13 protein-coding genes, 4 tRNA genes and 1 pseudogene are annotated in these 13,884 nt (G+C 43.1%); 12 read left to right on the top strand and 6 right to left on the bottom strand.

Annotated elements, in window-relative coordinates:
* Positions 1-245: integrase core domain-containing protein (locus L1D11_RS21710; RefSeq protein WP_239862791.1), on the top strand; the 245-nt coding region annotated here is incomplete at its 5' end.
* Here L1D11_RS21710 and L1D11_RS21705 read toward each other — a convergent pair.
* From L1D11_RS21705 to L1D11_RS21695, 3 genes are all read right to left on the bottom strand, one after another.
* Positions 195-422 carry a hypothetical protein gene (locus tag L1D11_RS21705; RefSeq protein ID WP_239834035.1) on the bottom strand — a complete coding sequence of 76 codons (228 nt, stop codon included), beginning with the start codon at positions 420-422 and terminating at the stop codon, positions 195-197. The two genes, L1D11_RS21710 and L1D11_RS21705, sit on opposite strands and share 51 nt — an antisense overlap.
* 73 nt (positions 423-495) lie before the next feature.
* Positions 496-1,500 carry a low-specificity L-threonine aldolase gene (ltaE, locus tag L1D11_RS21700; protein WP_239834034.1) on the bottom strand — a complete coding sequence of 335 codons (1,005 nt, stop codon included), beginning with the start codon at positions 1,498-1,500 and terminating at the stop codon, positions 496-498.
* A gap of 39 nt (positions 1,501-1,539) precedes the next feature.
* Entirely contained in the window at positions 1,540-2,055 is a 516-nt protein-coding gene (locus L1D11_RS21695) for an NUDIX hydrolase (protein ID WP_004740140.1), read from the bottom strand.
* Positions 2,056-2,342: 287 nt separating this feature from the next.
* On the opposite strand from L1D11_RS21695, the gene L1D11_RS21690 reads away from it, so the two are divergent.
* From L1D11_RS21690 to L1D11_RS21665, 6 genes are all read left to right on the top strand, one after another.
* Positions 2,343-3,998, top strand: a complete 1,656-nt coding sequence (locus L1D11_RS21690; protein WP_239834033.1) for an ATPase RavA domain-containing protein — start codon at positions 2,343-2,345, stop codon at positions 3,996-3,998.
* 11 nt (positions 3,999-4,009) lie between these two features.
* Positions 4,010-5,455, top strand: a complete 1,446-nt coding sequence (gene viaA, locus L1D11_RS21685) for an ATPase RavA stimulator ViaA (RefSeq protein WP_239834032.1) — start codon at positions 4,010-4,012, stop codon at positions 5,453-5,455.
* A gap of 197 nt (positions 5,456-5,652) precedes the next feature.
* Positions 5,653-5,726: transfer RNA gene (locus tag L1D11_RS21680), tRNA-Cys, on the top strand.
* 36 nt (positions 5,727-5,762) lie between these two features.
* Positions 5,763-5,853, top strand: a tRNA-Gly gene (locus L1D11_RS21675).
* An 80-nt stretch (positions 5,854-5,933) separates the two neighbouring features.
* Positions 5,934-6,020, top strand: a tRNA-Leu gene (locus tag L1D11_RS21670).
* A 64-nt stretch (positions 6,021-6,084) separates the two neighbouring features.
* A tRNA-Cys gene (locus L1D11_RS21665) sits at positions 6,085-6,158 on the top strand.
* Between the two features lie 860 nt (positions 6,159-7,018).
* On the opposite strand, the gene L1D11_RS21660 is transcribed toward L1D11_RS21665, so the two are convergent.
* Positions 7,019-7,186, bottom strand: coding sequence for a hypothetical protein (locus L1D11_RS21660; protein WP_239862789.1), 168 nt, complete (start codon positions 7,184-7,186; stop codon positions 7,019-7,021).
* Between the two features lie 703 nt (positions 7,187-7,889).
* Between L1D11_RS21660 and L1D11_RS21655 the strand changes: the two genes are divergently transcribed.
* From L1D11_RS21655 to L1D11_RS21635, 5 genes are all read left to right on the top strand, one after another.
* Positions 7,890-9,203: an APC family permease gene (locus L1D11_RS21655; protein WP_239834031.1), complete on the top strand. Its 1,314-nt coding sequence runs from the start codon at positions 7,890-7,892 to the stop codon at positions 9,201-9,203.
* Between the two features lie 29 nt (positions 9,204-9,232).
* Positions 9,233-10,399, top strand: coding sequence for a M20 family metallopeptidase (locus L1D11_RS21650; RefSeq protein WP_239834030.1), 1,167 nt, complete (start codon positions 9,233-9,235; stop codon positions 10,397-10,399).
* A gap of 13 nt (positions 10,400-10,412) precedes the next feature.
* Positions 10,413-11,219 (top strand): phytochelatin synthase family protein, encoded by an 807-nt coding sequence (locus tag L1D11_RS21645; protein WP_239834029.1) that lies wholly within the window; start codon positions 10,413-10,415, stop codon positions 11,217-11,219.
* 77 nt (positions 11,220-11,296) lie between these two features.
* Positions 11,297-11,680: a Rid family detoxifying hydrolase gene (locus L1D11_RS21640; protein WP_239834028.1), complete on the top strand. Its 384-nt coding sequence runs from the start codon at positions 11,297-11,299 to the stop codon at positions 11,678-11,680.
* Between the two features lie 11 nt (positions 11,681-11,691).
* Complete coding sequence (locus tag L1D11_RS21635) at positions 11,692-12,969, top strand: L-serine ammonia-lyase, iron-sulfur-dependent, subunit alpha (RefSeq protein WP_239834027.1); 1,278 nt, start codon at positions 11,692-11,694, stop codon at positions 12,967-12,969.
* Positions 12,970-13,008: 39 nt separating this feature from the next.
* Here L1D11_RS21635 and L1D11_RS21630 read toward each other — a convergent pair.
* Positions 13,009-13,635 (bottom strand): annotated as a pseudogene (locus L1D11_RS21630) (transposase); the annotation flags it as partial.
* A gap of 34 nt (positions 13,636-13,669) precedes the next feature.
* A partial coding sequence (locus L1D11_RS21625; RefSeq protein ID WP_239862787.1) for a transposase domain-containing protein occupies positions 13,670-13,884 on the bottom strand: 215 nt, incomplete at its 5' end.

Genomic DNA, 13,884 nt, shown 5'->3' with positions numbered 1-13,884 from the left:
GTATGAGTCGTCGTGGGAACTGTTGGGATAACAGTCCTATGGAGCGAGTGTTCAGAAGCTTGAAGACGGAATGGGTACCAAAGAATGGCTATAGAAGTTTTACTGAAGCGAACCAAGCAGTAACGGATTATCTGGTTGGCTATTACAACCAGCATCGTCCCCACCAATATAATGGTGGATTAACACCAAATGAATCAGAACGACAGTTCTGGTTCCCTCATAAAACCGTGGCCAGATTTACTTGACCACAACCCAAAGTGTCGAATTTCTTTGGCTTTAGGTTCTTCAGAGGCTTCAGTTGCAACAGAAAAGCCGCTGATGTCGAGCATAGTACCTAGCTGGGCAAGTATAAGGATACCTAAGCTCAGCCACTTAGCTTTGCTCGCCGTCCCTTTAGTTGTAGCGTCAAGAGTTGTACTCATCAGATACCTCGATCACTTCCCCTAAGGGGAAGCTCAAGTATTAATAGCAATAGATTGAGAACTTTGGAGAGAGTTACAGCGCTTTTTCCAATTCCGTTAGGAAACGAGAAATATCCTCTGCGCTAATGTCACGGTGAGTAACAAAACGTACAGGGTTACCAGGTGTCATTGTTATGCCTTGTTCGCTAAGTTCACCTGCAATACGGTTGATATCTACTGACTCGTCTAACTTCGCAAATACGATATTCGTTTGAACAAAATCAGGGTTAACAGAGAAGCCTTCCAGTTTACTCAAGCCAATAGCCAGGTTTTTCGCGTTCTCGTGGTCAGCTTTGAGTTGAGCTACATTTTCTGTCAGCGCCATTTTTCCTGCTGCAGCAAGAATACCTGCTTGGCGCATACCACCACCGACCATTTTACGTAGGCGGCGTGCTTTCGCTATGTACTCTTTGCTACCGAGTAGTAATGAACCAATCGGAGCGCCTAAACCTTTCGACAAGCAGATAGTCATTGAGTCGAAGTATTGTGCGATCTCTTTGATGTGGACATCTAACGCAACCGCTGCGTTGTATACTCGCGCGCCGTCCAGGTGCATTTGTAAGCCGTGCTGGTTTACGAACTCGCGAGCTTCGGCTAAGTAAGACATCGGAAGTACTTTGCCATTAATGGTGTTCTCTAGACTTAAAAGCTTAGTACGAGCGAAATGGCTGTCATCGGGTTTAATCGCAGCGGCCAGCTTTTTAAAGTCTAGTGTGCCGTCAGGATTGTTTTCGATCGGTTGTGGTTGAATGGAACCAAGTACCGCTGCACCCCCAGCTTCATATTTGTAGTTATGTGCTTGTTGGCCACAAAGATACTCGTCACCACGTTCACAGTGTGCCATTAGGCCAAGCAGGTTTGCTTGAGTACCTGATGAGGTGAACATTGCTGCTTCAAAACCTGTTTCGTTGGCAGCCCATTGCTCAAGTTCATTTACGGTTGGGTCGTCACCGTATACATCATCGCCTACAGCTGCGTTCGCCATTGCTTCGCGCATAGCTTGTGAAGGTTTGGTTACGGTATCAGAACGAAAGTCCATGTTTTTCTCCTAGAGTACTTTAGGTAGCCATATAATTGGTTATAGATGGCCACATAGTTGGGCTTTACTTAAACAAGCGATAGTTTTGGTGTCGGTGATTTGATCGTTTCTTATTTTATCGTGTAGTTCTTCTAAGCTAAGTTCGATCACCTCTATTACTTCATCTTCATCACATTCAAAGCGGGTAGTGAGGTTGAGCTGTTTTGCTACGAACAAATGCTGAATCTCATCACAGAAGCCAGCGAGTGGGGTAACTTGCCCCAGACTTTGGAATGACTCTGCGCTATAACCGGTTTCTTCTTCCAGCTCACGTTGAGCACACTCAAGTGGTGTTTCATTAACTTCCATCGTGCCTGCGGGCAGTTCCAAAAGCCACTTTTTAAGTGAAGGGCGAAACTGGTTGATCAGGATGACTTTTCCAGAGGACGTAATAGGAAGAATAACGGCGGCACCAGGGTGGTTAATTGTTGTATGTTTTACCACGACGTTCGTAGGGAGCGTCACGTTCTCTTCTATGAGAGAAATACTTTTCCATTGATGGATAACTTTATTCATGCAGTCTGGCCACATTCCTTGCCAATTTTTCGTATTCGAAAGACGTGCTCCACCATAACGCCTATGGTGTCGAAAATAAAAGAAAATTTAGGCATAGTTTTGAATTAAATTTCACACCATTCGTGACTCTACTCTCAAATTTGCAATCTATGATTACACCGAAATTACGGACGTAACCATCTGATATAAATGCAACTCAATAATAAAATACACTTGTAACAAAGTGCTAACAAATGTATAAAAACAAATCTACACTCTTTATTGTCCAAAGATTTTCGGAGTAATGCATGACCCCTTCTATTTCTTCACATGCTGACAAGGCGCTACTCTCTGAAAGAATTAACAAATTAGCGCATGCTCTCTCTGATGGCGTCTATGAAAGAGAAGATACCATTAAGCTATGTTTACTGGCTGCTTTGGCTGGTGAAAGTGTTTTCCTACTAGGCCCTCCAGGCATTGCAAAAAGTCTTATCGCTAAACGCCTAATCCAAGCTTTCGATAACAGCAGCTATTTCGAATATTTGATGACACGCTTTTCTACGCCGGAAGAGGTGTTTGGCCCTTTAAGTATCCAAGAATTAAAAGACAATGGTCGCTACGTAAGGCTGACTGATGGTTATCTACCAACGGCTCAAGTGGTTTTCCTTGATGAAATCTGGAAAGCTGGCCCTGCAATCCTTAATACACTCCTTACTGTTGTGAACGAAAAAACGTTCAAGAATGGTAGCGATATTGAACGCGTACCAATGCGTTTATTGGTGTCAGCATCTAATGAACTTCCAGATGAAGATAGCGGCCTAGAAGCGCTTTATGACCGCATGCTTGTGCGCGTGTTTGTAAACCGTATTCAGAACAAACAAAACTTCAAATCGATGCTAACAGCGGGTACTTCTCAAGAAGCTGAGATTCCGAAGGGTTTAGCGATTACTGATATTGAATATCACCAATGGCAAAAAGAACTCGACAAGCTTGAACTGACAGACAACGCCTTCAACAAACTGTACGAGTTGAAGACTATGCTAGAAGAGACAGTGAAACAGCAGGGTTCAACTTCTGAATCTGATCTGTATGTTTCAGATAGACGTTGGAAGAAAGCTGTGAAGTTGCTGAAGGCGAGTGCGTTCTTCAGTGGTCGTGACAGCGTAAACCCTCTCGATATTCTTTTACTGCAAGATTGCTTGTGGCACAGCCCTGAATCACGAGATGTGGTTCGTAGCGTGGTCAAAGACTTTGCATTGAACCGAGCTTTTGATCAACAAGAGTCTAAAGCTCAAATCGAAATGTCACGTGAAGAGCTTGAAGATATCCAAGACGAAGTTGAAGCAACACTCTCTGTTTCACTCTCTATGGAAACAACCAGCGGCCTTCTACGTAAAGATGTTTACCACAACGATATTAAAAATGCGAAGACGTACAGCGTCGGCAGTGCTTACAACTTAGTGAAGTTAGTTCTGCTGCAAAGCAACATGTCAGTTTCTGAATCAGAGAAAGGCGATAGTCGTTGGGTTTACGTAGCGAAAGATGATTTCGATCGTGTGCTTAAAGAAGGGCACGGAGATATTTACGGTTACGTAAACGAAAACAAGAATCTGTGTCGCTTGAAGTTGGATCTTGATGCATCGAACCAGCTAGTGATTAAAGACATCGCGAACCGCTCGGTATTAGTGAGTGTGGTGACTGCTGACGGTCTGGACCAAGAGCTTTACAACAAATGGTTGAGTGGCGCTGAGCGAGCACTTGAGCAGCTAAACGAAGCTGAATTCAAGCTGAAACGTGTGCGCACCGATTTCCACGATGCGCTTCCTCACAACTATATTGACCCAGAGCTACCAAAAGCGATGGAGTCAAGTTTGCAAGCGGTAACACAAGAGCTTGAGACCGCAAAAGTGAAGAGCAGCAAGATTGCTCAGCGTCTTAAATTTATGAGTCAGTACTTCGAGTAGAGGGGACAAGTATGTTAGGAGCAGACGGTTTAAACCTTGCTTTAATGGTTGCTGACTCAGGCATCATTGATACGGCGATGAATGATCTCATCGCCCGTTCTCAAGTGATGATGGCTGCCGAGAATAAAGGGGTTAAAACGTCGGTTAAAAACCACCTAGTGAAATGGCGCGGTAAAGTAAAAAAACGCGTCACTAAGGTGTGTGAGACCGACCGATTCCAAGAAGAAATCGCACTTTACCAAGAAGTAATTCACTGGGATGAGCCCCAGTTTTTTGATGAGATTGATAGTGTCATCAAAAAGCTGGAATGGCACTCAGCGTTTTACTTACAAGCTAGACGCCTGATGGAAAACAACAAGGGTGTTTACAATGCAATGTTCCCGCACTATTTCTGTGATCAGTGGTATCAGTCGTTGTCAGATGCCATCAAGCAAGCTCAAGTTACTGAGCTTGAAACCAGCAAAGAGAAAGTTTTAGCGGACCTCTACCAACGCATGGAAACCATGAAAAACATGGACAAAGTGACGGAATCTGGTGATGAGGGCAGTGTGGGGCGTTTGTGGGACATGGCTTCTGCTAAGTTGAGTAAAACAGACTTAACCGTAATGAAGCGTCACGCAGAGTTTCTAAATAAACACAAAGGTCTACAAGAGATCGCTGAGAAACTAGGCCGTATGGCGGGCATGGAAGACGATCCTTCGTTACATAAAGCCCCTGTAGAAGAACTACAGATGGTAGAAGAGAAAAGCGATGAAGCCGTTGACGATATCGTTGGGATTCATGAAAGCGATGATCTTAACAAGATGCTGCCAAACGAGACTATGTTCTTGGCGTACCCAGAGCTTGAAGTTATCTTCTACAAACACTTGGCGGATAAACGCTTACTGAGTTACCGCTCCAAAGGTAAGTCTCGTACGTTACGTAAAGTTAGGGCACAAAAGCCAGACAGTAAACACGTTGATATCGAGAAGGGGCCGTTTATTGTTTGTGTAGACGCCTCTGGCTCTATGAGTGGCTTTCCTGAGCAATCCGCTAAAGCAATGGCCTATGCACTAATGCAAATCGCTTTGGCAGAAGAGAGGGACTGTTACGTGATCCTTTTCTCTTCAGAACAGATTACTTACGAGCTAACAAGACAAGATGGCTTACGCGAAGCGAGTGACTTCTTGAGTTATTCATTCCACGGAGGCACAGATTTGGAACCTGTATTGATGAAATCGATCGATTTGATGACAGGTGATAAATACAAGAATGCCGATTTAATCGTGCTGTCTGACTTTATTGCTCCTAAGCAGTCTGACGAGATGATCGCTCAGGTTGAAAAGCTGAAGGAACATAAAAACCGTTTCCACGCAGTGAGCCTTTCTAAGTACGGCAACCCTCAATTGATGAGCATGTTTGATCATTGTTGGGCATATCACCCGAGCTTGGTTGGTCGCTTCATGAAGAAGTGGTAGATCGCGAATCATTAATTTAAAGCATTTTGCTGTGTGTTTTTTAGCTGAAAAGATCGAACATGCAGCAATTTGATTTAAATGTCAGCAAACAGAATTTAAATTCACTTTTTTGTTTGACTATCTCTCCTCAATCCGTAAAGTAGGCACCCGAACACAGCGGAGTGACTTACTAAGTCCCTAACGTGTTGAAATAAAAAGGCGCCTTGGCAGAGTGGCTATGCAGCGGATTGCAAATCCGTGGACCTCGGTTCGACTCCGGGAGGCGCCTCCATTATCTCTCTAATATCTAGAGTTGAATAATGAAAATGCGACACTAGCTCAGCTGGTAGAGCGCAACCTTGCCAAGGTTGAGGTCACGCCTTAAGCCTTGAAGATAGGGAACCTCGTGTGTCGCTCCAAATTTTGTAATGTTGGTTTATTTCGACATTAAGATGGTGTTTTACTTTTCAGTAATCGGCATCGCAATAAAGAATTGCGTGCCCTGGTGGTGGAATTGGTAGACACAAGGGATTTAAAATCCCTCGACGTTCGCGTTGTGCCGGTTCAAGTCCGGCCCGGGGCACCATCTATTTGGTTGTTACCTTTTGGGGTAGGAATCGAAAGAGTTGTTCTCTTAAAACACAATTGAAGGCGCCTTGGCAGAGTGGCTATGCAGCGGATTGCAAATCCGTGGACCTCGGTTCGACTCCGGGAGGCGCCTCCATCATTCAGAAAAAACCAGTCCTAGTGGCTTTAATTGATACCTAGAATGACCAAAAAGAAAGTCGCTTATAGCGGCTTTTTTTGTCTGCAAGGAAATGGTTCGATATCGAACCTCGTTTAATATGTGATAGACTTATTAGGCGATTAGACTGATCATCGAACGGTAGGAAACTGTAGCCTACCTGTCGCACCAACTACCACTACAGAAATCAATGCAGGGTTTCTTCATCCCATTACTAATTCAAGATGCAGTTTAACCAAAAGCTAAGTGTCAAAAAGTTAAATTACGAGCAATCATCATAGTTCCTAGCTAGTGGAGTTAGTGATTATAATTTGCCAACTATCGATCTTTCAGACAATCAAGATTACCGATTAGTAATCTCTTCAAAGCCGACGACTTATGAAGGACAACCGTGTAAGAAAATTTGGCTGATATATGATAGTGAGAATGGAAGTGAGATTATTTACGCTGTAAACCTTGCTATTGGCGATCATGTTATCAAGGGTAAGCACTGTACTCAGGTTATGATTTGACGAACTGCTGGCAACAAAAAGCATAGAGAAGTGCTTCGGGCCTACCTATGAAGATGTTCGAGCACTTCATTGATGAGTATGTAGTTATTGTTAGTGATACAGAGCAAACAGAATTGGGCAGAACGTTTTGAGTAAACAGAATTAATGAAGCATTTGAAGATGGTTTGCATGTTTACTTTGTTGATTTGAATGATCTAGACGATGATTTAGTGCCAATCCTAAATTTCATAGCTGATGCCAACCAGTTTCACACGGTATGGACGAATCATGGATGGGGTAAGGGTGAGGCATACAAAGACCGCTTATTTGTTAGAGCCAAAGATGAGCTCATTTGATTAGCAAACAGATTTTTATTAAGCCACCTAACGTTAGGTGGCTTTTTTGTATCTGCAATTTACTTGCTGGTGGTCTTGCGTCGATAGCTCCTCTTGGGGTTAGTGCCTTTAAATGCTGCGTTTCTGCGTATGCTCGCCCTTTACCTGTTAACTGCCACATATTTTCATTCTCTCGAGCGCTCGAGCTCAACATTCGGCCTGTATTGGGTTGGAATACCAGGTACTCGTTATCTGCAAGCTTTCTCATTGATACCAGGAAATGATTTGAAGCTATTTTAACTGTAGAACGCTGCCTATTTTGTTGCGCAGACAGTTGGAGTTAACGGGTGTGTGTTTCCCGTTGACCAGCTCAATAAAATAGATCCCCAATAGTGCATTCCTTTGGGGTGCGCTAATCCTAATTCTTTGCATATCTAATCTTATTTGTACCCATACGATTAGTGAATGTCTCACACATTTACCAAATCATCCATAAACATTAATGGGCTTTGATTGTATAAATAGTTTCATTAATCATTATTTTTATGTTAATTTCTGCACTATTATTTGATCAAGCTCAAATGTGTGTTGATTCGCTTGTGATTTTTCTTTATCCATTTATGAGGCTGGTCTAATTTGTACGTGTGGCGTTACTCATGCCACAGGGAATTGGCATAAATAATGAGCGTCTTGCTAGGATTGGTAAGGCGTTTTTTTACGACAAATCAAATTTATGCAACTTTTGTTGCATTAAAAGCAAGGCTAATCCCTTTAGATAACGTACTCATTGGGTGTGGCGGCTGAATCTAAGCGATATTAGCGGTCACTAAATGCAACAAATGTTGCATGGATAAAAAGTTACTTAATAACATTGGAAACATCTTATGAATGATAATCAGAAAAAATTAGGCCTCTGGTCTATCGTGCTCTTAGGTTTCAACTCAATAATCGGATCAGGAATATTTCTACTTCCAGCGTCTCTCTACCGGTTCGCTGGAGATTGGTCAGTAGCGGTTGTGTTTATCACTGGCGCAATCGTAGCGACTATAGCGTTATGTTTTGCCGAAGCTGCTGGATACTTTAGTAAGAATGGTGCTGCTTATGTCTACACCAAAGAGGCTTTTGGTGAATTTGCAGGATTTGAAGTCGGTTTCTTAAAGTGGTTCATGCAGTGTATAGCGTGGGCTGTTATGGCCGTTGCCTTTAAGAACATCTTATCAAGTACATTTGGTTTTGCTGATAATGCTCTGCTTTGTAATTTAATTGTCGCAGGTATCGTTCTTCTCCTTACAGGTATCAACTTGCTTGGTGTTAGTGCTACTAAGACGGTAAACAACATATCGACTATTGCGAAGATGCTGCCATTGGTATTTTTGATTGTAGTGGGTGTTTGGTATATCACTCCATCAAACATCATTCCTAGCGCTAATCCAAATCCTACATATTCACTTAATTCTGAAACTATTGTCTCTGCGTTAATTCTAGCGTTCTACTCCTTCACTGGTTTTGAAACGTTTGGTACTGCAGCAGAAGATATGGACAGCCCTAAAAAGAACCTTCCTAAAGCAATCTGTTTGTCTTTGGGTATCGTTATGATTTTCTACGCGCTAGTAATGGCTGTGACTGTTGGTGTTCTTGGTGAAGCTGTAGCGACTTCTGGCACTCCACTTGCGGATGCAGCAAGAGTTGTATCTGGTGAGTTTGGCTTCTGGTTAATTACCATTGGTTCAATTGTATCTATTGCTGGTATTAACGTAGCAGCTTCTTTCCATATTCCTCGCGCTTTACTGCCGCTAGCTGACGACAAGATGATCCCATCTATCTTTGGCAAGAAGACAATCAATGGCGTTCCCGCAGTAGCTATTATTGCCTCTGGTTTAGTTACTGTTCCTATTGCTTTGAGTGGTTCATTTGCTGAGTTAGCAATGCTTTCTGTAGTAGCTCGATTTGCTCAATACATCCCAACTTGTATCAGTCTGCTTATCTTCCGCAAGCGATTCGCTAATGACAAAGAAGCTCAACAATCTTTCAAAGCTCCACTTGGTCCTGTTCTTCCAGTTCTAGGTGTAATCATTTGTTTAGCTCTGCTTTCTGACCAAGACCCAATGAAGATTGTAATTGGCCTTGGATTTATGGCGGTCATTTCTCCGCTCTATTTCTTTGCTAAGAAAAACAGCCAAAAACAAGTTAACGCTTAAAGATAAAGATAAAGATAAAGGTAATAGTCATGCTTACATCAACACCAGTAACTTTAATTGATGAAAACTTAGTGAACTCTGCCATTGAATGGCGCAGAGAGTTACATCAAATTCCCGAGCTATGTTTTGACCTATATAAGACGCAGCAATACTTAATCAACTTACTAAAGGATTGGAATGTCGAGTATGACTTAGGTTATGGAAAAACTGGCATTGTAGTCACCATTCAAGGCAACGAAGCAGGCAAGACGATAGCTTTCCGTTGCGATATGGATGCACTACCAATGAGTGACGAGTCAGGCTGTGAATGGTCATCTACACATGATGGCGCTGCACACACTTGCGGTCACGATGGACACATGGCTATTACCCTAGCGGCTATTAAGCACTTGCACCTAAATAACAACTTCAAAGGGACAGTTAAGATCTTGTTCCAACCTAGTGAAGAGAACGGGCAAGGCGCTAAGGCCATGATGAAAGATGGCTTATACGCAAAACATCCTTATACCGAGCTATATGGGTTTCACAACATGCCTCGTTTAGAGGATGGAACGATGCAGGTTAGATTTGGCGCGACTACGGGTGCTGGTGAAATCTTCACTCTATCTATTATGGGCAAAAGCGGCCATAGCTCAGTACCTCAAAAGTGTATTAACCCCATCACTATCGCAAGTGAAATCATTAGCCATTGGGACACCATTACAGGCGATGTTCATCCAAGCGACATGGCAATCATTGCAGTATGTAAGCTGAACTCTGGCTCTACCATGAATGGTATCCCTGACTCTGCTCTTGCTGGGGGCACGATGCGTTACTTTGAAGCTCGAGTCGCGGATTACATGAGAGAACAGATGCACCAAGTGGCAAAACTTGTATGTGAGCGTTATGGCGCTACCTACGATTTGTTATTTGAGGTTCTTTGCCCTGCAACGATAAACACTCAATCAGCCACCAACACTGTTATTGATTGCGCAGAAGAGATATTCGGCAAAGAAAACATAGTAACGAACGTTCCTGCGTCACCTGGTGGGGAAGATATGCAGTTCTTTGTTACCGACAAAGTAACGCAAGCATGTTGGTTTATGCTCGGCACTAAAGGAACAAACCTTCATACCTCGAGCTTTGATTTTGATGACACAAGCATAAGAGCTGCAGCATCAATGATCGTAAATATCACTCACCAACGACTAATCTAGTAAGGAGAACTCCGTGAATAAATTCATTAAACATACCGTAGTTGCATTAGCTATTGGTTGCAGCGTCAATGTAGTCGCTTCCGATATCGTATATTGGGATGAAACAGAATCATTTGAGCGTCTAGTGTCTTCGGAATATAAAGATGATTTTGCAAAGCTATCTGTGTACTACCAACCACAAGAGAACAAGATGTTTTGTGGTGTAGCGTCTGCAGCAATCGTTCTTAATGCTTTACGTGTAGAGAAGAAAGCTAACCAGATTCCATTGGACTCTACAAAGTTCAGCACTCACGAAACAGGTTATTTACCTAATGGTGGTGGCAATGTAGAGCACTCTAACAAGACTTACTCTACTTGGTCGCCTCTGTTCCATCGATACACTCAGAACACAGTTCTTATTAAGTCGCCTAAACCTCGAATCGAGATCTTAGGTAAGCCAGCTAGCGGTGATGACTTTAAAGATTACGGTCTTCAATTACACCAGTTTACCGATCTTATCGAAGCGAATAACGCGACAATCACCAGTTATGAACTCAAGACTATCGATAGTCTTGAGAGCGTTAAATCGAACATGTTGAAAGTGCTTAAAAAGAAAGACCATTACTTAGTGGTTAACTATGCTCGAGCTGGAGTTAATCAAAAGGGTGGTGGTCACTACGCTCCAGTAGGCGCTTATGATTCAGATTCAAACTCTTTTCTTATCTTAGATCCAAACAATGCTGATTATCTTTGGCATTGGGTTGATGCTGACTTAATGATTAAGGCTATGAACACAGTAGATGTTGGTGGTTATCGCGGATACTCAGTTATCACAGACTAATTACCCCAAGGTCGCTTGCTAACGCTCCACACGGCAAGCGGCCACCTAATTACTAAACGAACAAGGTATAAATTCACATGAAAAAAGTAATTCTAACTGCTCCTACTGCTCCTGCTGCTATTGGTCCATACGCTCACGGCAATGCGTTTGAAGGTCTTATCTTCACCTCTGGCCAACTTCCAGTAGATGGCGAAGCTGGCAAGGTTGTGGATGGTGGTATTACTGAGCAATCTCAAAAGTCTCTAGAGAACCTAGTGGCTGTTCTTAATGCTGGTGGCGGTGATGCTACAACCGTTCTTAAAACAACGTGCTACCTAGCTAATATCGAAGATTTTGCGGCATTCAACGCAGTGTACGCAGAAGTGTTTAATACAGATTGTCCTGCTCGTAGCTGCTTTGCAGTTAAAGACCTACCAATGGGCGTTCTTGTTGAAGTCGAAGCAATCGCTCATAAAAAATAAGGTTTAAAACTATGTCAGAGCAATGGAACAAATACATCGAAATCATTAAGTCTGTAGTAAAGCCAGCTCTTGGTTGTACTGAGCCAATTTCAGCCGCATATGCTGCGTCTGTTGTTGCTTCAAGACTTGGACACGACCAGCTTGAGTCACTAGAAATTAGTGTGTCGGATAATCTATATAAGAACTCAATGGGTGTTTTTGTACCAAGAACAGGAAAGATTGGTCTGCATATCGCGTCTGCTTGTGGTTATGTTGCTGGTGATGCCAGTGCTGACCTGCAGGTACTAGCGAATATTACACCTAACGATGTATCAAACGCTCAATCGCTTATTGATGCAGACTTGATCCAGGTGAAGCGTGTTGATGCTGATGACTTTATCTATTGTCGAGCGGTAGCTGTTGCTAACGGGAACAAAGCAGAAGTTACTATAAGTGGTGGTCATACTCGTATTATTGAGGAACGTATGAACGATGAGATCGTTTTTACTCTTAATGAGGCATTACAGGGTGCATCTACGGGTACGGCTTCTATTTGTGAAGGTGTAGATATCTCAGTTGAAAGCATTTATGACTTTGCTGTTAACGTTCCATTCTCTGACATACGTTTTATGCTAGAAGCTAAAGACCTAAACATGGCTCTATCCCAAGAAGGAATGGATAATGAGTACGGTCTTCAAGTTGGTCGCTCAATGAATGATGATGTTATGAGTGGTACTTCACTTGCTGAAAACATTGTTATGTATACCTCTGCGGCTTCTGACGCTCGCATGGGGGGGGCTTCACTACCAGCTATGAGCAACTTTGGATCAGGCAATCAAGGTATTGCTGCCACTGTACCCGTTGTATTCATGGCTGCACACGTTGATGCAGAAGATGAAAAACTTTGCCGAGCGCTTGTTATGAGCCATCTTGGTGCTATTTACATGAAGTCTTTCTATCCTCCCTTGTCTGCGTTCTGCGGTAACACTGTAACAAGTTCTGCTACTGCAATGGCTATGGTGTACTTAAAAGGCGGTTCATACGAACAGTGCTGCTTTGCAATTCAGAATGTTCTCAGTGATACATCAGGGATGGTCTGTGATGGTGCTAAATCAACGTGTGCTATGAAAGTGGGTAGCTCTACTACTGCAGCCGTTAAGTCGGTAATGATGGCGTTACGTAATCACTCAGCAAACAGCCAAGGGGTTATCTCAAACAACATCGAGAAAACAATTCGCAATGTTGGTCGGATGATTAGCAATGGAATGATGATAACCGACAGTGAGATCATTGAAATCATGTCAGCTTAACTAAACAATAGCCGCCACTTAATAGGGCGGCTTTTTGGTTCATCGCGGCTTTCCGGGGAAAGCCGCTTTTATCTTCAAGAAGAAATAGTCTGTATCTCGATACCCATACCCCATTCGCTTGATTAGACTTATCTTGTTGTTTATCCCTTCCAATGTGCGGGTGTTGAGCGGATAACTTGCCGATGCGATAATGCCGTGAAGATAAGGACTCAGTTTTCGTGCGAACTCTTGCAATGGCTTAATTCCACTCTCTTGTACTTGTGCCCACCACGCCTCCCAGAGCCCTTTAGCATGTGCTTCTGATTCACAATACCAAAGCTCTTTGAGTTGTGCTCCGAGTATATAAGTGGTCATTAACTCCTTATTAATATTAAATATTTCTGTAAGATAGCTGTCTTGCCGTGTATTTAAGTTGCCTCTATTTTTCAACAACACCCAGCGTGAACGCTTGACCCATTTCCTCGCTTTTTTATCTTGCTTGAGTTTGTTGGCTTGGTCGACTCTGACTCTATCCATCACCTCACGACCGAACTTAGCAACAACATGGAATAAGTCGTAAACGATTTTTGCGTTCGGGCAGTGCGCTTGAACTTCAAGATCGAAAGCCGTATTCATGTCCATCGCGACGGCTTCGATATTTATCCCATGCTCACCTAGCTGCTCGAAGGTATGCGCCCCATGAACCCACGGGGCGATGTTGTTAATGTTTGAAGTTCCAAGGTAAGAGCGCATCAATATCAGGCTCAGCTTTCGCGAGCTCTTTCATGCACTTGACCATGTAGTCGTAGAGGATAAGGCCGTTGGCTTTCGCAGTCTCGACGATGCTGTAAAGCATCGCGCTCGCATCAGCACCATTTGGTGTGTTCGAGAATAACCAATTTTTTCTGCCAATGACCAGCGGTTTAATGGCGCGTT

The sequence above is a fragment of the Vibrio sp. Isolate32 genome (assembly GCF_022397955.1).
Taxonomy (GTDB): domain Bacteria; phylum Pseudomonadota; class Gammaproteobacteria; order Enterobacterales; family Vibrionaceae; genus Vibrio.
The sequence above is the reverse complement of the archived record's forward strand: the minus strand, read 5'-3'. Positions and strand labels throughout refer to the sequence as shown.

Excerpts from the sequence above, each read along its gene's own strand:
- L1D11_RS21705 (WP_239834035.1), bottom strand. The coding sequence starts at position 422 with ATGAGTACAACTCTTGACGCTACAACTAAAGGGACGGCGAGCAAAGCT.
- ltaE (WP_239834034.1), bottom strand. The coding sequence starts at position 1,500 with ATGGACTTTCGTTCTGATACCGTAACCAAACCTTCACAAGCTATGCGC.
- L1D11_RS21695 (WP_004740140.1), bottom strand. The coding sequence starts at position 2,055 with ATGAATAAAGTTATCCATCAATGGAAAAGTATTTCTCTCATAGAAGAG.
- L1D11_RS21690 (WP_239834033.1), top strand. The coding sequence starts at position 2,343 with ATGACCCCTTCTATTTCTTCACATGCTGACAAGGCGCTACTCTCTGAA.
- viaA (WP_239834032.1), top strand. The coding sequence starts at position 4,010 with ATGTTAGGAGCAGACGGTTTAAACCTTGCTTTAATGGTTGCTGACTCA.
- L1D11_RS21660 (WP_239862789.1), bottom strand. The coding sequence starts at position 7,186 with ATGTGGCAGTTAACAGGTAAAGGGCGAGCATACGCAGAAACGCAGCAT.
- L1D11_RS21655 (WP_239834031.1), top strand. The coding sequence starts at position 7,890 with ATGAATGATAATCAGAAAAAATTAGGCCTCTGGTCTATCGTGCTCTTA.
- L1D11_RS21650 (WP_239834030.1), top strand. The coding sequence starts at position 9,233 with ATGCTTACATCAACACCAGTAACTTTAATTGATGAAAACTTAGTGAAC.
- L1D11_RS21640 (WP_239834028.1), top strand. The coding sequence starts at position 11,297 with ATGAAAAAAGTAATTCTAACTGCTCCTACTGCTCCTGCTGCTATTGGT.
- L1D11_RS21635 (WP_239834027.1), top strand. The coding sequence starts at position 11,692 with ATGTCAGAGCAATGGAACAAATACATCGAAATCATTAAGTCTGTAGTA.